This window comes from Flavobacterium sp., assembly GCF_031423415.1.
In the GTDB taxonomy this organism is placed as follows: Bacteria; Bacteroidota; Bacteroidia; order Flavobacteriales; family Flavobacteriaceae; genus Flavobacterium.
The window spans coordinates 30,362-50,314 of record NZ_JANPFL010000165.1 but is presented as its reverse complement, the minus strand read 5'-3'; the positions used below and the strand labels follow the sequence as shown (position 1 = coordinate 50,314).

The window sequence follows — 19,953 nt, the reverse complement described above, 5'->3', positions numbered from 1 at the left end:
CATATTTAAATTAATATAAATCGTCGGTTCTTAAATTCAAAAATCTTTGTGTGGCAAAATAAGTGCTTAACCAAGTAATCAAAACACCCATGCCAAAAACTAACAATAACACAAGGGCAACCAGTAATTGGTCGTCTAGAATTCCTAAATCTGGGAAGTTGGTTTGAAGGTAAATTAACACTCCAATAAGTGCTATAATCGCAAAACCAGCGCCAATCATTCCTAATTTGATACTTCGCATTACAAATGGTTTTCTGATAAATGCTTTTGTTGCGCCCACCATTTGCATTGTTTTAATAATAAATCGATGAGAATGTATCGACAAACGTAAGGAACTATTTATTAGTAAAACAGCGATAATGGTCAAGAATCCGCTGATTATTAAAATCCACATACTTACTTTTTGAATGTTGTCATTGACTAAATTTACCAGTTGTTTGTCATATACAATATCAGAAACCATATTATTTTTATTCAATTGCCTCTCAATTTTTGTAATACTATCTTTTTCTACATAATCCGCTTTCAGATTGATGTCATACGAATTTTGCAATGGATTGGTGCCTAGAAATGTCATAAAATCCTCGCCAATTATGTCGGTATGTTGCTTTGCGGCAGCTTCTTTGGAAACATAGACAAAAGATTTAGTGAACTTCGCGGTTTTTAAATCTCTTCCAAAAGCCTTTAAAATACTATCATTAGCATCGTTCTTGAAAAATACGGTCATCGCAATTTTTTCCCTAAAATTGTCTGCTAGTTTATGAGAATTTATAATAAAAAAGCCCAGTATTCCTAAAAGGAATAAGACCAAAAATACACTTAAAACTACTGAGAAATAAGAGGAAAGTAACCTGCGTTTTTGAAATTTATCAAATGAAGATGCCATAGTCTATTGGAATTATGGGGTAAAAATAACAAACAATTTCTTTATTTAAAGTTAATAACGCTCAAACTTTCAACTTTCGTGCAATAAATGTAAATTTGCCACTCATTTTTCGTTTGTTGTTTGTTGTTTTTGGTTTGTTGTTATTATCTTAAAAGCCAGAACCCTAAACCACAAACCCTAAACCATTAACAGAATAATGAAATACAATCCGAACGAAATCGAAGCCAAATGGCAAAACTATTGGGCCGAAAATCAAACTTTTGCAGCCGAAAACAACTCCGAAAAGCCAAAATATTATGTTTTGGATATGTTTCCTTATCCGTCTGGTGCAGGATTGCATGTAGGACATCCGCTGGGTTACATCGCGTCGGATGTGTACTCACGATACAAAAGACATCGTGGTTTTAATATTTTGCATCCAATGGGTTACGACAGTTTTGGATTACCTGCCGAACAATATGCAATACAAACGGGTCAACGTCCCGAAGACACTACTTCGGTAAATATTGACGGTGGTGTGGACAAAGAAGGAAATAAAATTGCCGGTTACCGTAAACAATTGGACAAAATTGGATTTTCATTCGATTGGAGTCGTGAAGTGCGCACTTCGAATCCGGATTATTACAAGCACACACAGTGGATTTTCATTCAATTATTCAATTCTTGGTACAATAAAAATACCGACAAAGCCGAAGATATTTCGATTTTGGTTTCCATTTTTGAAACAGATGGTAATGTCAATGTTAATGCAGTTTGCGATGATAATATTACAGTTTTTTCGTCAAGCGAATGGAACTCATTTTCGTCGGAAGACCAACAAAAAATACTATTACAATACCGTTTAACTTATTTGGCTGAAACCGAAGTCAACTGGTGTCCCGGATTAGGAACTGTTTTAGCCAATGACGAAATCGTAAACGGCGTTTCAGAACGTGGTGGATTTCCAGTGATTCGCAAGAAAATGACCCAATGGAGTATGAGAATTTCTGCTTATGCCGAACGTTTGCTTCAAGGTTTAAATGATATTGATTGGAGCGAAAGTATTAAAGAAAGTCAAAGAAACTGGATTGGAAGGAGTGTTGGGGCGATGGTGGAATTTAAAATCCTCACCCCAGCCCTCTCCAAAGGAGAGGGAGCCGATGCAGGATATATGACTGGAGATTCACAAACGGCATCGACATTATTAGGTCACGCCAAAGAAATGCGAAAGGAGCCAACACTGGAAGAAGCAATGTTGTGGGATGAAATTAGAAATAGAAAATTAAACGACAAATTCAGGAGACAGCATTTGATAGGTGTATATATTGTTGATTTTGTTTGTTTAGAAAAAAAGTTAATTATAGAAGTTGATGGTGGATATCACAATGCGACAGAACAAATTGAATCTGATGAAGAAAGAACTTTAGAATTAGAACAAAAGCATCTTTTCAAAGTTATTCGATTTACGAACGAAGAAGTTAAATTTGAAATTTGCAATGTTTTATCCAGAATAAAACAAGAATTAAGCAATAGAAAGGCGGATATAACGAATCTAGTTTCGGCTCCCTCTCCTTTGGAGAGGGCTGGGGTGAGGATTTTCACCACTCGTCCAGACACCATCTTCGGGGTTACCTTTATGACACTCGCTCCAGAACACGAATTGGTTTCACAAATTACCACTCCGGAACAAAAAGCTGCGGTAGATGCTTATATCGAAAAAACCGCAAAACGTTCTGAAAGAGAGCGTATGGCGGATGTAAAAACCATTTCGGGAGTTTTTACAGGAGCTTATGCGGAGCATCCGTTTACCAAAGAACCAATTCCAGTTTGGATTGGCGATTATGTACTTGCAGGTTATGGAACAGGTGCTGTAATGGCGGTTCCTTGCGGTGACGAAAGAGATTATGCTTTCGCCAATTTCTTCAAAGATCAAAACGGAATGCAAGAGATCAAAAATATTTTTGCCAATGTCGACATCTCTAAAGAAGCTTATGGTTCTAAAGACAATGTCGTTATTGCCAATTCAGATTTCTTAAATGGATTAAATTACAAAGAAGCGACCAAAAAAGTCATTGAAGAACTCGAAAAAATAAACCAAGGAAAAGGGAAAATCAACTACCGTTTGCGTGATGCAGTTTTCTCCCGCCAAAGATATTGGGGCGAACCCTTTCCGGTATATTATGTGAATGGCTTACCGCAAATGATTGATGCAAAATATTTGCCAATCGTATTGCCGGAAGTGGAGAAATATTTGCCAACTGAAGACGGATTGCCGCCTTTAGGAAATGCTTTGGTTTGGGCTTGGGATAGTGCTAAGTGTTCAGTGGTAAGTACTCAGTTGATTGACAATATAACAATATTTCCTCTTGAATTGAACACAATGCCAGGTTGGGCAGGAAGTTCTTGGTATTGGATGCGTTATATGGATGCGCACAATGAGAATGAATTTGCAAGCAAGGAAGCTTTGAAATATTGGGAAAGCGTAGATTTATACATTGGCGGAAGCGAACACGCTACAGGTCACTTATTGTATTCCCGTTTTTGGAACAAATTCCTGAAAGACAAAGGTTTTGCACCAACCGAAGAACCATTCAAAAAAACTGATTAATCAGGGAATGATTTTGGGAATGAGTGCGTTTGTATATCGATTAGATGGAACAAATACGTATGTTTCAAAAAATAAAATAGAAGGTCAAAAAGTACAATCAATTCACGTTCATGTTTCAATGGTAAACACTTCAGATGAACTAGATATTGAAAAATTCAAGTGTTGGAGAGAAGATTATGCAAAAGCACAATTCATAACCGAAGACAACGGAAAGTTCATGGTAGGTCGCGAAATCGAAAAAATGTCGAAATCCAAATACAATGTAGTTACTCCTGATGATATTTGTAACGAATACGGAGCCGATACTTTGCGTTTGTACGAAATGTTCTTAGGGCCATTGGAACAAGCGAAACCATGGAATACAGCAGGAATTTCGGGAGTTTTTGGTTTTCTTAAAAAATTATGGCGTTTGTATTTTGACGAAAATGGTTTAATCGTTGCTAACGACGAACCAACTAAAGACAACTTAAAATCATTACACAAAACCATCAAAAAAGTGGCGGAAGATATCGAAGGATTCTCTTTTAATACCTCGGTTTCACAGTTTATGATTTGTGTGAATGAATTGTCAGCTCAAAACTGTCATTCTCGAGCGATTTTAGAACCTTTGGCGATTTTGATTTCTTCTTATGCACCTCATATCGCTGAGGAATTATGGAACCAATTAGGAAATTCGGGCTCAATTTCGACGGTAGATTTTCCAATATTGGACGAAAAACATTTGGTTGAAAGCAGTAAGGAATATCCAGTTTCTTTCAACGGAAAAATGCGTTTCACTATCGAATTGTCTTTGGATTTATCTGTTCCTGAAATTCAGGAAATCATTATGAAAGACGAAAGAACTCTAAAACAATTGGACGGAAAAACGCCAAATAAAATAATCATTGTTCCCGGAAAAGTAATTAATTTGGTAGGATAAATAAAAACCCTATTTTTCAACCACAAATTACACAAATTTTCACAAATCAATTTGCGGAAATTTGTGTTATTTGTGGTTGTTTTTTTAATCAATAACAAGAATTAATTAGTATAATTCCGATTTGTGTAAATTAGTTCGATTGTAGTGGTCAACATATTCTACTCCAATTTGTCACCCTGAAAGGTTCTCAACATTCGAGGGCAATCTATTATAGACGCTTCCAGCGTGACAAATAACAAGAATAAATTTAGCATCAATTTAACGGATGTCAAATTGACATTTTCTAAATTTGGTTCATAATTTGATAATCTAGTTTCAAACAATTAAAAAAATAAAAATATGGGAATGGGATATATGCTTTTAGCAGGTTTAATTATGCTTGGGAGCTGGTTAGTAAGCTCAAGATTGAAAAGTAAATTTGAAGAATACTCCAAATTGCAGTTGCAAAACGGAATGTCAGGAAAAGAAATTGCCGAAAAAATGCTTGCCGATCACGGAATTCGTGATGTAAAAGTAATTTCGGTGGAAGGACAATTGACCGACCACTACAATCCTGCAGATAAAACAGTGAATTTGAGTGAGGCGGTTTACAATCAAAGAAATGCCGCTGCCGCTGCGGTTGCCGCTCACGAATGTGGTCACGCCGTGCAACACGCTACAGCTTATAGTTGGTTGACTTTGCGTTCTCAATTAGTTCCAGTAGTCAATGTAGCTTCGTCGTATATGCAATGGATTTTGCTGGCTGGAATCTTAATGATTAAAACGTTTCCATCACTATTGTTGATAGGAATTGTGATTTTTGCGGCTACAACTTTGTTTTCAATAGTTACCTTACCGGTAGAATATGATGCGAGTAATCGCGCCTTGGCTTGGTTAGAAAACAAAAGAATGTTGACACAACAAGAACAAGCTGGTGCAAAAGATGCTTTGAAATGGGCTGCGAGAACTTATGTTGTTGCCGCATTGGGTTCGATCGCTACTTTGTTGTACTACGTTTCTATTTATATGGGAGGAAGAAGGGAGTAAAGAAAATTCCAATTTTTTAAATTGCAAATTCCAACACAGAAGGGAATTCTAGTATTTTTAATTCCAAATTTCAATAACTTAGCAGTCATCGGAGTTTGGATTTTTTTTTGTTTTTGAAATTGCTTTTGATTTTTTTGGTATAAAAAAATTCCAAATAGCAACTTCATCAGTTGGAGTTTGGAATTTGTTAATTGTAATTTTTTAATATTTATTTTCCTTTATTAGCTTCTGAAATGTATTTTTCTAATGCCATTGTCATCGACGGAGTTTCCGGAGTTGGAGCAAGAATGTCAATTCTTAAGCCATTTTCTAAAGCCGCCTTTTGAGTGGTGCTTCCGAAAACTGCAATTCTAGTATTGTTTTGTTCAAAATCAGGAAAATTAGTAAATAATGATTTTATTCCAGTTGGACTAAAGAAAGCCAATACGTCATAGTAAACATCTGCTAAATCAGACAAATCGCTAACTACTGTTTTGTAAAACACAGCCTGAGTCCAATCGACTTTAAGATTGTTTAATGTTATTGGAGCATCAGCATTGAGTTGGTCTGAAGCTGGCAATAAGAATTTTTCATCTTTGTACTTTTTTATCAATGGAGATAAATCTGCAAAATCTTTTGGACCAACGTAAATTTTGCGTTTACGATACACCACATATTTTTGCAAATAAAATGCGATTGCTTCAGATTGACAAAAATATTTTAATCCTTCTGGAACTTTATAGCGCATTTCATCAGCAACTCTAAAGAAGTGATCTACAGCATTTTTACTAGTCAAAATGATAGCTGTAAAATGATTTAGATCGATTTTTTGAATTCTAATATCTTTAGCGCTAACTCCTTCAACATGTATAAAAGGTCTGAAGTCAACTTTTACTTTATGCTTATTTTGAATTTCAAAGTAAGGGGAATTTTCCACTTTAGGCTCGGGCTGTGACACCAAAATTGTTTTTACTTTCATATTTGACATTTTCTAAGCAATACCTTTCGTGAACCAAAAATACATAAAATAATAAGGCCCTATTTCGAGAGCGCAAAGATATAAAATAAAATAAAACAACTTACTAAATATTATATTTTGATGATTTTTTATCGACACTAAATAAGTTAATGCGCAAGATGCCAATACGATAAGAATAAATATGGTCATAAAATTGTTTGAAACACTGTCACAATAGAACAAAATAATATTAAAAGGCAATAAGAATATACCTATGTAAGTTCTGAAAATAACTTTCTGAAGGTTGAATTGTTCAATAACTTCTTCAATATCGAAAGCATTAGCGATAATTTTTTCAATCAAAAATTTTGACAAAACGAAGTAAACAATAAAAGTAATTATTTGAATGAACAAAAGCCAATCTGTTTTTGAAGCGTAGCCAAATTGAGAAAGTGAAATCTGAATAAAGAATGCAAATGAAATAATTTGCACCACAAATAAGGACAAAGTAAAACTACTATTAAGGTGACTTCCGTCTTTATAAATAGTAGTGTATTTATCGGAATAAATTAATTTAGCAAAATCGGCAAATCTATTTTCAAAAGCTGATTTTGTTATAGCAATGGTAGCAAAAGAAAACACAAACAAGACTGTAGCCCAATCTTTGTTCTCAATTATCCTCAAATGAAGTAAATTATCAATCATATTGCTGCAAAATTACTAATTTTTTATTTCATTATTTTCATTATAAAGTAAATATGAAATTGACATGAATCAAAAACTTAAATTCACAGTAGGAATGAAGTTATATATTCCTAAAAATTAACAAATAGTAGTAGCACATAGGAATCAAATCGTATAAAAGGTTTACTTTTGCGTTGAAATTAATCGAGATATGAATGATTGTATTGTTATAATTCCTACCTATAACGAAATTGAGAATATCGAAAGCATCATTAGAGCCGTGCTTTCTCAACATAAACCATTTCACGTCCTTGTCATTGATGACAATTCGCCGGATCATACTGCAGAAAAAGTAAGTTTGCTTCAATCTGAATTTGAGGGAAGATTGTTTTTAGAAAAAAGAATTGGAAAATTAGGTTTGGGAACAGCTTATGTGCACGGTTTTCGTTGGGCTTTGGAGCATAAATACAATTATGTTTTCGAAATGGATGCCGATTTTTCTCACAATCCAAATGATTTAGAAAAACTATATGATGCTTGCCATTTTGGAGGAGCAGATTTAGCCATTGGTTCTCGCTATGTGACTGGCGTAAATGTAGTAAACTGGCCTTTGAGTCGAGTTTTAATGTCTTATTTTGCATCTGTTTATGTTCGATTTATAACGGGAATGAAAATTCACGATGCCACTGCCGGATTTATTTGCTATAAAAGTGAGGTTTTAGTGGGAATCAATTTAGATAAAATAAAATTTGTGGGTTATGCGTTCCAAATAGAAATGAAATACAGAACTTTTTGCAAAAAATTTGAAATTGTAGAAGTCCCCATTATTTTTACTGATCGAACAAAAGGACAATCCAAAATGAGTAGCGCCATTTTTAAAGAAGCTGTTTTAGGAGTTATTGCTCTTCGCTTAAAAAAATTATTTAACACCTTATAAAAGCAGCCTTATTATGAATAAGATTTTAATCAAGAATGCTAAAATAGTAAACGAGGGAACTATTTTTGAAGGTGACGTTTTAATTGAAAATGACTTAATTGTTGAAATTGCGGAAAGTATCAGCGCAAAATCATCTGAATGTAAAATTATTGATGCTGAAGGAAATTATTTAATTCCAGGTGCAATAGACGATCAGGTGCATTTTAGAGAGCCAGGATTAACGCACAAAGCAGATATCGAATCAGAGTCTAAAGCTGCTGTTGCAGGAGGAATCACTTCGTTTATCGAGCAACCCAATACGGTTCCCAATGCGGTAACTCAAGAACTTTTAGAAGAAAAATACCAAATTGCTGCCCGAAACTCTTATGCGAATTATTCGTTTATGATGGGTGCAACCAATGACAATCTAGATGAGGTTCTAAAAACAAATCCTAGGAACGTTGCGGGTATAAAAATATTTTTAGGTTCGTCGACCGGGAATATGTTAGTAGATAATGATGAAGTTTTAGAAAAGATATTTTCGAGTACACCATTGATGATTGCAGTGCATTGTGAGGACGAAACCACCATAAAAAATAACTTAGAAAAATTCAAAGCGGAGTTTGGCGAAGACATTCCAGTGACGGCTCATCATCTCATTCGGAGCGAGGAAGCTTGCTATATTTCGTCTTCCAAAGCGATTGCTTTAGCAAAAAAAACGGGGGCAAGACTGCATGTTTTTCATCTTTCGACAGCAAAAGAAATGACTTTATTTACCAATAAAATTCCATTGGAAGATAAGAAAATTACTGCTGAAGTTTGCATTCATCATTTATGGTTTACCAATGATGATTATGCAACTAAAGGCAATTTAATCAAATGGAATCCAGCCGTAAAAACTGCAAATGACAGAATAGTGCTTTGGGAAGCCTTGAATGATGGTAGAATCGATGTCATTGCTACAGATCATGCACCGCATACTTTAGAAGAAAAAAAGCAACCTTATTTGAATGCGCCATCTGGCGGACCGCTAGTGCAACACGCTGTTGTAGCCATGTTTGAAGCCTATCATCAAGGAAAAATAAGCATTGAAAAAATTGTAGAAAAAATGTGCCACAATCCCGCCAAGATTTTCAAAATTGAAAAGCGTGGATTTATCAAAGAAGGCTATTATGCCGATTTGGTAATCGTAAATTCAGGTTTGCCTTGGAGTGTAAAAAAAGAAAATATTTTAGCAAAATGTGGATGGTCTCCTTTTGAAGGTTTTACTTTTAAATCCCGAATTACGCACACTTTTGTAAACGGACAATTAGTTTATTCTGCTTTTAAAGTGAAAGACATTAGAGCTGGAAAACGATTATTGTTTGATAGATGATTTGCATTATGAAATCGCCACTAAAAACTAGTTTGTTGCAAACAAACACCAATAAGTAAAAAGGCGATACAGTATATGACCTCTAAAAAATCTAAATTTACATATATGAAAAAAATAATTCTGTTTTTTATTGTTTTCATTTTTGTTATCAGCTGTACTAAAGAGCTGGTAAAGGAGCCAACGAGCTTAATCGAAAGAGAAAAAATGGTCGATATTATGTATGATTTGGCACTTTTGGAAGCCATGAAAGTGGAAAATCCTGCATTGATGGACTCCATTAAATACACATCGAACCAATACATTTATAAAAAATATAAAATTGATAGTGTTCAATTTGCACAAAGCAATATTTATTATGCTGCTGACTATGAGGAATATGAAAAAATGTACAATCAGATTAAAGCTCGATTAGATAACGAAAAAACTCAGGTTAATGTATTGATTAAAGCCGAAGCAAGGAAAGAAAAGTTGAAGGCAAAGATCAAGAAAAAGCAAAAAGAAAAGAAAGTAGCGGATTCTATAAAAAAATCAAAGCAAAATCTGATTTTAAAAAAGAAAACCGACTCTGTCAAAAAGACAAACCAACTCAAAGCTTCAAAATCATCAGATTTGTTGAAGAAAGAAAAAAAATAAGAATTTATAAACTTGAATTTTCTTTTATATATTGGTGGATATCCACAAAATCTAGTTGCAATGCATTTGTAATTTTTTCGTTTGAGTATAAATTTTTTGAATAAGAGGCAATAGCAGTTTCTTTATCTAGTATCCTTTTTGTTCGAAAAAAAGTGGAGAAAAACCAATCTATTCTCCATAAAACGCCAGTTACAAAAGGGGTAATATAAACAGAAGGTCTTTTAATTTTGAGGGCATCGGCCATTGAATTAAATAATTCTTGAAAGTTTATAGTATTGGCAACTAGCGCAAATCGGTCATTTTTTATTTCGCTTTTCATCAGCTGCACCATAATCTTTACTACATCGGTCACGGCGATGAATCCAGTGGTTCCTTTGGTATAAAAAGGAAATCCGTTTTCTATTTTTTTAAAAAGAATTCCGCTTCCTTGCTCCCAAATTCTGGGCCCAAGTATTACTCCAGGATTCACAATTACAGTATTTAAACCTTCTTGTTGCCCTCGCCAAATTTCCATTTCGGCGCCAAATTTAGAAATGGCATAATCACTATGTGATTTTTCTGGATTCCATTCGGTTTCTTCTGTGATAATTTTTTCATTCTCTTTCAAATCACCAAGAGCGGCTATTGAGCTTATAAAACAAAGTTTTTTTATGTTTTTAGCAAGACAAAAATTAACTATGTTGGCAGTTCCTTCAATATTGGTTTTCCGAATTACATCTTCATCTTTGGGGTCGAATGAAATAAATGCAGCACAATGATATACGTATTCTGCGTTTTCGAAAGCTGTTTCTAAAGACGGAACATCGAGGATATCAGCTTCTAGCCAATTTATTTTTTCGAATAAACTTTCTTTTTTGTAATAAGAAAAGAGGTTTTTGGTTTTTTGGATTGTTTCCAAATTTCGATAGATGGCACAAACGCTTTCTCCATTTTCAATTAAATGAAGTAGCAAATGTGAGCCAACTAATCCTGTTCCTCCCGTTACTAAAACCATTTTGCTAATTTACGAATTAGGAGTTATGATTCGTAATTTTTGTTGTACAAATTACTATCAAAATTGCCATTGCCATTGAAATTCATATCTTTGCCGAAATTGATTTTTAAGATGAAGAATTTTATTGAAGAAGTGACTTGGCGGGGAATGCTCCACGATGTTATGCCAGGCACCGAAGAACATTTGCTGGAACAAATGCGTGTGGCTTATGTGGGAATTGACCCAACTGCCGATTCATTGCACATTGGACATTTAGTTGGCGTGATGTTGTTGAGACATTTTCAATTATCAGGGCACAAACCATTAGCTTTAGTAGGTGGTGCGACAGGAATGATTGGCGATCCATCAGGAAAATCGAATGAAAGAAATTTATTGGACGAAGCTACTTTGCGACACAATCAGGAAGCCATAAAAGGACAACTATCCCGTTTTTTAGACTTTACTTCCGATGCACCAAACGCAGCAGAGTTGGTTAATAATTACGACTGGATGAAAAATTTTTCATTTCTGGATTTCATTCGTGATGTGGGTAAACACATTACCGTAAATTATATGATGGCAAAGGATTCTGTAAAGAAACGTTTGTCTTCAGAAGCTGCCGAAGGAATGTCATTCACGGAGTTTACCTATCAATTGGTTCAAGGATATGACTTTTTACATTTGTATAGAGATAAAAGTTGTACGCTACAAATGGGGGGAAGCGACCAATGGGGAAATATCACCACCGGAACCGAATTAGTGCGAAGAATCGCTAGCGGAAAAGCATATGCTTTGACTTGCCCATTGATTACAAAAGCGGATGGAACAAAATTTGGCAAATCCGAAGGCGGAAACATTTGGTTGGATTCAGCTAGAACTTCTCCATATAAATTTTACCAATATTGGTTGAATACTTCTGATGTTGACGCCGAGAAATACATCAAGATTTTTACTTTCATATCGAAAGAGGAAATACAGGATTTAACTGAAAAACATAGAGAAACTCCACACTTGCGTTTGTTGCAAAAACGTTTGGCCGAAGAAATTACGGTAATGGTGCATTCTGCAGAAGATTTGGAAAACGCGATTAAAGCTTCGGGAATTCTTTTTGGAAATGCCACCGCCGATGATTTAAAACAACTTGACGAAGCTACTTTTTTAGAGGTTTTTGACGGTGTTCCTCAAGCGGAAATTGCAAAAAATGAAATTGAAACCGGAATAAACATTATTGATGTTTTAAATGAAAAAACAGGATTTTTAAAATCAAACGGTGAAGCGAGACGTGCTTTGACTGCCAATTCTATTTCGGTAAATAGAGAAAAAGTTACTGAAGAATTCGTGCTTTCGACCAAAGATTTAATCAACAATCAATTCGTGTTATTGCAAAGCGGAAAGAAAAATTATTTTGTGATTCAGGTTAAATAACCATCAAATTACCACCGCGAATATCATCATTATCAAAACGTCCCAATACCTCAAAGGAGTTATTGGGATTTTTTTTAGTTTTCATACAAATTCCTAAAAACCAAATGATAAATAAGCAATTAAATAAATTTCTATTGTTTATATTTGTTGTTTAGGACAAATTTTTAATAGTTTATTTGTGCTAAAAAACAGTTCAATACTTTAGAATCGGAACCCTCTTAATTCGAATTTTGCTTTGAAAACAAAACAAATACAGTCTTATTTTACCTTATTTTTTCTTTTATTACGTTCTGTTTTTTCACCTTGTTTTAGCCAGTCTCAAGTTATTTTTAGTAAAATAAATCAAACTAATGGATTATCTAACGATAGAGTAAGCAGCATTGTTAAAGAGAAAAATGGTTTTGTTTGGATAGGAACTGACAATGGGCTAAATAGGTTTGATGGCAATAAAATAAAAATTTACAATAAGCAAAATAGTGCTTTAAGTTCCAATGACATTTCCGATTTATTAATAGATCGTAAACGCAAAATTTGGATTGGTACGTTCGGAGGTGGATTAAATTTCTACAATCCCTCGAACGATAGATTTGTTACCTATAAAAATAGCCCAAACGATAATACATCAATTCCGTCTAATGAATTGAATACTCTTTTTGAGGATTCTAAAGGTATAATTTGGTTGGGTACTAAAAATGGACTTTCCTCTTTTAATGAAAAAGAAAATACTTTTAAAACCTATAAATTTGATAGTAAAAATACGTTTTCAATTAGCAATAATGACGTCAGGAGTATTTATGAAGATGGAAATAAAAAGCTGTGGATAGGCACTTTTGGCGGAGGATTGAACAAATTTGATTCTGCAACAGGAAAGTTCTGCAGAATAAAGTCTTCAAGTACAATTTCACCTGATTATATTCATTCCTTATGTGGAATTAACAAGAATGAAATCTTAATTGGAACCAGTGGAAAAGGAATGCTGACTTTTGATGTGAACACGTTAAGTTTTCAAAAAAAATGGTATGGAATAGATAAAACAATCAATATAGTTCGCCGAATTAAAAGAGATCGGAATGGAATAATTTGGATAGGAACGGATGGTGTTGGACTTTTTAAAATAAAAAACATCAACAGCACAAATCCAATAGTTACTAATTATAGCAATGACTCCCAATCAGAGACTTATATTTCCAGTAATGCCATTTACGCTCTTATGGAAGACGAGGATTCCAATATTTGGTCGGGAACAGCTTGGAACGGAGTCGGCGTTTTGAGTCTTAACAAAGATTTTACCTTTATATCAAGTTCCAATAAGGGAGAATCTCCCATTTCGGTACTGTCAATCTATAAAAACAAGGATTCTTTTTTTATGGGATTGGACGGAAAAGGATTGACTGTTTTGCCCGAAAAAACTAAAGTGGCAAAGCATTATAATAGCAAAAACAAAAATACAATAGGGGACGATTATGTTCAATATATATACGAAGCTCAAAACGGTACACTTTTGATAGGAACTTTTGTAAATGGATTGATTAATTTCAATTACAAAACAGGGAGTTTTACCCAATTCAAACAAAAGATAGGCGACCCAAAATCCTTGAGTTTTAATGATGTTCGTTATATTGTGGAGGACGATAAAAATAATTTTTGGATAGCAACTTGGGGTGGTGGTCTAAATTACCTTGATATAAAAACAAAAGAATTTAAAAGTTTTAGTGAGAGAAAAGGAGATAAAAACGACATTAGTAGCGACAATGTGATATCGCTGCAAAAAGACGGACAGTCAATCTGGATGGCCACTTTTGGTGGTGGTGTTAATCTGTTGGATACGAAAACCAATCAATTTAAAGTCTATAAAAGTATAGACGGCAATCCAAATTCTATCAGCAGCGATTATTTGTATAGCATTTTAAAAGACTCCAAAGGCAATATTTGGATGGGAACTGCCGGGGAAGGAATCAATTTGTTGGACACAAAAACTCAAAAAATCAATCGTTTTGATAATTTCAAAAATATCCGGTATCAAACCGTGACAGCAATTCTAGAGGACAATAAGGGATTGATTTGGTTTAGTACAAAACAAGGAATTTTCAACTATGATTATGCCACAAAAGTTTTTAAAAGTTTTTCAAATCTTAAAGAAGACTATCATATAAATTCCGGTTTCAAAGACGAAAAAGGAATGCTGTATTTTGGTTGCTCCAAAGGGGTTATCAAATTTAATCCAGAAACCATCAAGGTCAAAAATGTAACGCCTGAAGTAAAATTCACCAGCTTTAAACTTTTCAACAAGGAAGTTCCAATTGGCGAAGACGAGATATTGAAAAATGATATTTCATTTTCAAAAAATATTACATTAAAACACGATCAGGACGTAATTACTTTTGAATTTGCTGCTATGCTGTTTCCGTCATCCTCCGGCTGTGAATACCAGATAAAAATGGATAATTTCGATAAAAATTGGAGATCAATAGGGAAAGAAGGTTCCGCTACCTATACCAATCTTTCTCCAGGACAATATGTTTTTAAAGTAAGGAGTAGAGAATTGGGCAGTGAGTGGGCGAACCAATATAGCTCATTGAATATTAAAATTCTTAAACCTTTTTGGACAGAATGGTGGGCTTTTTTAATTTATGCCCTTTTGGCAATTGCATCGTTTTATGTTTTTATAAAATATATCATTTCGTGGGAGAATATGAAAGCAGATTTGCGATTCGAGAAATTTTCGCACGAAAAAGATGTCGAACTCTACAATTTGAAACAAGATTTTTTCACTAATATTTCTCACGAAATAAGAACTCCAGTAACTCTTATTTTGAGCTCGATAAATAAACTGTTGAAAAGTGATGAACTTATTGAAAATCAGCAGCAAAATTCTTTCGGCACCATTAAAAAAAATGGAGAATATTTACTCAATTTGGTCAATGAGCTGCTAGATTATCGAAAGTTAGAACATCATCAAATCAAGCTCAAAGTTTTCAAAGGAAATTGGGTTAGCTTTTGCAAAGAAATACACTTGTCTTTTAAAGAATTTGCCTATCAAAAGGACATTACCTTTGAATTTGAATGTTCGAGTTCAAGCATCGAATTATGGTTCGACAAAAACCAAATGGAAAAAGTACTGTATAACTTATTTTCCAATGCGTTGAAATTTACCAGCGCTGGTGGCTCCATAAAACTCACCATTACAGAAACCGAAACTTCAGTACAATTAGAATTGGTCGATCATGGAATTGGAATTTCAAAAAAACATCTCTCTAAAATATTCAATCGCTTTTATCAGGCCAATGATGCCGATAGTGTCAATGGAGCAGGTTTCGGGTTAGGATTGACCATTTCGAATGAAATTATAAAGCTACATCAAGGAGAAATTAAAGTAAAAAGTAAAAAAGGTGCTGGAAGTACTTTCACAATTATTTTGAAAAAAGGAAATTCTTTTTTCAATGAGGCTGAAATTGGCGGAAGCGAGACCAATGAAGAACTCATTGAAAATTACTTCACCACTAAACAAAATAAGGTTGAGGTTCTTGCGCAAAGCACAGAAGGTCCTACAGTAAAGGAACAAACCTTACTTATTGTGGAAGACAATGTAGATATAGGCAATTATATAGCAGAACTTTTGTCGGATGAGTACGCGATTTTGCGGGCTTATAATGGTAAAGAAGGTTTGGAAATAGCGCTGGAAAAAATGCCAGATCTCATTATCAGTGATGTCATGATGCCAATTATGGACGGAATAGAACTGACCCATAATTTAAAAACAATTGTTACTACAAGCCACATTCCTGTGATTCTTTTGACAGCCAGAGCTTCTTTTATGAATAAAATGGAGGGTTTCGAAACAGGTGCCGATGATTATGTCACGAAGCCTTTCAACGAGTCGCTTCTTCGTGCCAGAATAAAAAACATTCTCAAAAACCGAAGTTTATTACACGAAAAATTTCATTCAGAAGACACGACCGATATTGGTGAATTTGTAAAAAACAAAAAAGATCAGGAATTTCTTCAAAATTTAGGGCTGTTTATTGAAAAAAATATTGATTCGGATAATCTTGCTGCCAATCTCGTAGCCAAAGAATTGGGGATGAGTCACTCCGTGCTGTATAAAAAACTGAAAACTTTAACTGGTTTGTCGCTTGTGGAATATATGCGCGATTATAGATTAAAGAAAGCCAAAGAACTTCTCAAAACAAAACAATTTACTCTAAATGAAGTTTGCTATCAAGTAGGCTATTCTGACCGAAAATATTTCAGTAAGTTATTCAAAGAACGTTTTGGCAATCCTCCCACTTTTTATATGAAGGAAAAAGAGAATCCTTCTTTTTGATTTTTAGATAATCGAATCATAATACTCTTCTTCATACTGTTTCCAAGGTTTTATGCTAATTATTCTACAATAAAAAACGATTTCGTACCCCTAAAAAAACGATTTCGTGCCCCTTTTGTTTATGACTCAAAGTATAATTTTACAATTCAATTAAAGCTTTTTTTATTTAATATCGGGATTGAAAAAAGCAAACAAACAATACTGACTAACAACTAAATCAAAATTGAATTATGAATAAACCAATCAAAAGTAACCCGTCTTAAAACCAAATTAAAATATCAAACTATTACAATCAAAACTAAATATGAATACAAAGCTAATGCGAAAAAGAAATTTTATAGTACAAAAGTTCTCTAGTTCATTGATTATTTTCTTGATACCTCTTCTGTTTTTTGGACAAAAAGTTGATGTTAAAGGAACTATCATTGATGAAGCTACTAAGACAACTCTTCCGGGCGTTACGGTAACATTAAAAAAAACTACTAATTCTGTTATTTCAGATGTAAATGGGAATTACCAAATAAAAGCAGATACAGGAGATATTATAACATTTTCATTTTTGGGATATGGAACAGTAGAAAAAAAAATTACTGGAAATATCTTGAATGTATCCCTTAAAGAAGAAACTAAAACACTTAATGAGGTAGTAGTTATTGGATACGGATCTACCAAGAAAAAAGATCTTACAGGTTCAGTAACACAAGTAAGTTCGAAGGATTTTCACAAAGCACCAGTCACTAACGTCGAAGGATTAATTGCCAATAAAGTTGCTGGTGTACAAATAACGCCTAGAAGCGGTAAACCAGGGGCTGGAAGTTCCATTATAATTCGAGGAGGTTCTTCATTAAATGCCAGTAATGATCCTTTATATGTTGTTGATGGTGTTCCTCTTGAAGGATCGAATGGTGGACCTGGAATCCTTAGCCAGTTAAATCCCAATGATATTGAAAGTTTTACAATCTTGAAAGATGCTTCTGCAGCAGCTATTTATGGGTCAAGAGCCTCTAATGGTGTTATTATTATAACCACCAAAAAAGGAAGTTTAAAAGAAACCCAAGTTGATTTTTCATCCTCAACAAGAGTGACTAGTATTATGGAGCAAGCTCCGGTATTGTCTGCGGACGACTATAGGAGTCTTGTGAATACATTAGTAACTAATGGAACCCCCGCAAAAACCCCACCTGGTACGGCGAACACAAATTGGCAAGATGAAATTTATCAAATGGCATTAGCATCAGAAAATAATTTGAGTATGAGTGGCGCTATAAAATCATTGCCATATAGAGTTTCCGTGGGTTATCTTAATCAAGATGGCGTTTTAAGAACGGGCAATTATGAAAGATTCACAGCTTTACTAAATTTAAGTCCAAAATTTTTTGACAACCATTTGAAAGTAAATTTAAATTTAAAGGGTTCGTTTGAAAAAGAACGCATTGCCAATGAAGGTGCGCTTTGGAATGCAAGAGCATTCGACCCTTCACAACCTGTTCGTGTTGAAGACCAAACTTATGGAGGGTATTTTCAGTACACACAGTTCGCCAGCAATCCGGCATTAGCCATAATTAATCCGGTCAGTATGTTAGAGCAAGTAAAAAGCAGAAACGAAATTGTTAGAAGCGTAGGGAATTTACAATTGGATTATTCGATGCATTTTTTACCAGACTTACACCTTAATGTTAATGCAGGTTACGATATTTCAAAAGGAAAATACTTGAGCTCAGCATCTGCGAGCTATTTTCCTGCAAACCTCTCAGAAGGCTATATTTATTATGCCGATCCTTCTAACGAAGTGCAGAATACCTTGTTCGAGTCTTATTTATTTTACAGTAAAGAAATTGCTGCTATAAAAAGTAGATTTGATATTACCGCGGGTTATTCTTATAATGATTTTTTGACAACCAACTATTTTTATCCAACTTTTAGTCCTGATGGTATTAAACAACCCAATAGTGATCCTGTTTTTCTGTTCGACAAGCCAAGTCATTCTATCATTTCTTTTTATGGCAGACTTAATTATGTATTTAACGAAAAATATTTGCTGACTGCCACTTTACGTCAGGATGGATCTTCCCGATTTTCAGAAGAAAACAGATGGGGTTTGTTTCCGTCTGCTGCTTTAGCTTGGAAAATAAAAGAGGAAAGTTTTCTTAAAAACAGCAAAACTTTTTCCGATTTGAAATTGCGATTGGGTTATGGTGTCACTGGGCAACAGGACGGTATTGCTAATTATTATTATAGACCAAGTTATTTTTCTGGGAATACAGACGAGCAGTACACTTTTGGGAACACGAGTTATTTAACCGTTAATCCAGGTGCGTATAATCTAAATCTTAAATGGGAAGAGACTGCCTCTTCGAATATTGGACTGGATTTTGGATTTTTAAAAAACAGAATTACAGCAAGCGTAGATGTTTATCTGAAAGAAACCAAAGATTTGTTAAATATTACAAGGGTTCCTTTAGGCTTTAATCAAGGTAGTGAATTACTGCTCAACATTGGTAAAATGGAAAATAGAGGAGTGGAATTTGCCCTGAAAGCAATTCCCGTACAAACCGACAATATGACTTGGGATGTAAATTTTAATTTCACCTATAACGAAAATAAAATTACGCACTTGAACGATGTTTCCGATGAAGGAATTGGACTCTTCAGCAATGCCATTTTAGTCAATACCGTAGGTTATCCGCGAAACACCTTTTATTTATATCATCAAGTTTATGGTGCAAACGGTATGCCGATCGAGGGACAAATGCTTGACGTAAATAGTGATGGATTGCTAAATGCTAGTGATAGATATATTTCGGATAAATCGACAGCTCCACGATACCTGATGGGGTTCAGTTCCAATTTTCAATACAAAAAATGGAATGTAAGTACGGCATTTCACGCTAATTTAGACCATTATTTGTTTTTCCATCCTTATGATAATACCATTTCTATTACTGAATGGCAGACTTCACAAAACCTTAGCACTTTGTATTACGACACACTTTTTAGTCATAATGATCCGGCACAAGGATACAGTGATTTCTATTTACAAAATGCTTCTTTCCTAAAAATGGATAATATCAGCATTGGTTATGATTTTGGTAAAGTATTGGCGAATTCTAAAGTGGGACTAAACGTTAATTGTTCGGTGCAGAATGTTTTTATCATCACCAACTATCAGGGTCTTGATCCTGAAGCTAATTTCGGTTCAGAAAATGCTTATCCGGTGCCCCGCATTTTTTCAATGGGATTAAACCTTAATTTTTAACTAAAAAACTAA

The 19,953-nt window shown here is 34.3% G+C and carries 13 protein-coding genes; 9 read left to right on the top strand and 4 right to left on the bottom strand.

The window, feature by feature from the left end:
* Positions 1-10: 10 nt before the first annotated feature.
* Positions 11-886, bottom strand: coding sequence for a permease-like cell division protein FtsX (locus tag RMO83_RS14165; RefSeq protein WP_310560352.1), 876 nt, complete (start codon positions 884-886; stop codon positions 11-13).
* A 196-nt stretch (positions 887-1,082) separates the two neighbouring features.
* Here RMO83_RS14165 and RMO83_RS14160 point away from each other — a divergent pair, with 196 nt between their 5' ends.
* The 3 genes from RMO83_RS14160 (at position 1,083) to RMO83_RS14150 (ending at position 5,418) form a co-directional block, all read left to right on the top strand.
* The gene (locus tag RMO83_RS14160) at positions 1,083-3,473 is read left to right on the top strand and encodes a DUF559 domain-containing protein (RefSeq protein ID WP_310560351.1); all 2,391 of its coding nucleotides are present in this window, start codon (positions 1,083-1,085) and stop codon (positions 3,471-3,473) included.
* A gap of 7 nt (positions 3,474-3,480) precedes the next feature.
* A complete protein-coding gene (locus RMO83_RS14155) occupies positions 3,481-4,392 on the top strand; it encodes a class I tRNA ligase family protein (protein WP_310560350.1) in 912 nt (303 codons plus the stop codon).
* Between the two features lie 339 nt (positions 4,393-4,731).
* Positions 4,732-5,418 carry a zinc metallopeptidase gene (locus RMO83_RS14150; protein ID WP_310560349.1) on the top strand — a complete coding sequence of 229 codons (687 nt, stop codon included), beginning with the start codon at positions 4,732-4,734 and terminating at the stop codon, positions 5,416-5,418.
* A gap of 208 nt (positions 5,419-5,626) precedes the next feature.
* Here the strand turns inward: RMO83_RS14150 and RMO83_RS14145 are convergent, their stop codons facing one another.
* The gene (locus RMO83_RS14145) at positions 5,627-6,376 is read right to left on the bottom strand and encodes a uroporphyrinogen-III synthase (protein ID WP_310560348.1); all 750 of its coding nucleotides are present in this window, start codon (positions 6,374-6,376) and stop codon (positions 5,627-5,629) included.
* A gap of 12 nt (positions 6,377-6,388) precedes the next feature.
* Positions 6,389-7,060, bottom strand: coding sequence for a DUF4271 domain-containing protein (locus tag RMO83_RS14140; RefSeq protein ID WP_310560347.1), 672 nt, complete (start codon positions 7,058-7,060; stop codon positions 6,389-6,391).
* Between the two features lie 190 nt (positions 7,061-7,250).
* Here RMO83_RS14140 and RMO83_RS14135 point away from each other — a divergent pair, with 190 nt between their 5' ends.
* The 3 genes from RMO83_RS14135 to RMO83_RS14125 all read left to right on the top strand — a co-directional run bounded on the left by RMO83_RS14135 (position 7,251) and on the right by RMO83_RS14125 (position 9,963).
* Entirely contained in the window at positions 7,251-7,976 is a 726-nt protein-coding gene (locus RMO83_RS14135) for a polyprenol monophosphomannose synthase (protein ID WP_310560346.1), read from the top strand.
* A 13-nt stretch (positions 7,977-7,989) separates the two neighbouring features.
* A complete protein-coding gene (locus RMO83_RS14130) occupies positions 7,990-9,330 on the top strand; it encodes a dihydroorotase (protein WP_310560345.1) in 1,341 nt (446 codons plus the stop codon).
* A 105-nt stretch (positions 9,331-9,435) separates the two neighbouring features.
* Positions 9,436-9,963 carry a DUF4296 domain-containing protein gene (locus tag RMO83_RS14125; protein WP_310560344.1) on the top strand — a complete coding sequence of 176 codons (528 nt, stop codon included), beginning with the start codon at positions 9,436-9,438 and terminating at the stop codon, positions 9,961-9,963.
* A 4-nt stretch (positions 9,964-9,967) separates the two neighbouring features.
* Here RMO83_RS14125 and RMO83_RS14120 read toward each other — a convergent pair whose 3' ends face one another.
* Entirely contained in the window at positions 9,968-10,957 is a 990-nt protein-coding gene (locus RMO83_RS14120) for an NAD-dependent epimerase/dehydratase family protein (RefSeq protein ID WP_310560343.1), read from the bottom strand.
* A 111-nt stretch (positions 10,958-11,068) separates the two neighbouring features.
* On the opposite strand from RMO83_RS14120, the gene tyrS reads away from it, so the two are divergent.
* The 3 genes from tyrS (at position 11,069) to RMO83_RS14105 (ending at position 19,941) form a co-directional block, all read left to right on the top strand.
* Positions 11,069-12,361 (top strand): tyrosine--tRNA ligase, encoded by a 1,293-nt coding sequence (tyrS, locus tag RMO83_RS14115; protein ID WP_310560342.1) that lies wholly within the window; start codon positions 11,069-11,071, stop codon positions 12,359-12,361.
* Positions 12,362-12,596: 235 nt separating this feature from the next.
* Positions 12,597-16,685 (top strand): two-component regulator propeller domain-containing protein, encoded by a 4,089-nt coding sequence (locus RMO83_RS14110; protein WP_310560341.1) that lies wholly within the window; start codon positions 12,597-12,599, stop codon positions 16,683-16,685.
* A gap of 304 nt (positions 16,686-16,989) precedes the next feature.
* Complete coding sequence (locus RMO83_RS14105) at positions 16,990-19,941, top strand: TonB-dependent receptor (protein ID WP_310560340.1); 2,952 nt, start codon at positions 16,990-16,992, stop codon at positions 19,939-19,941.
* Positions 19,942-19,953: the final 12 nt, after the last annotated feature.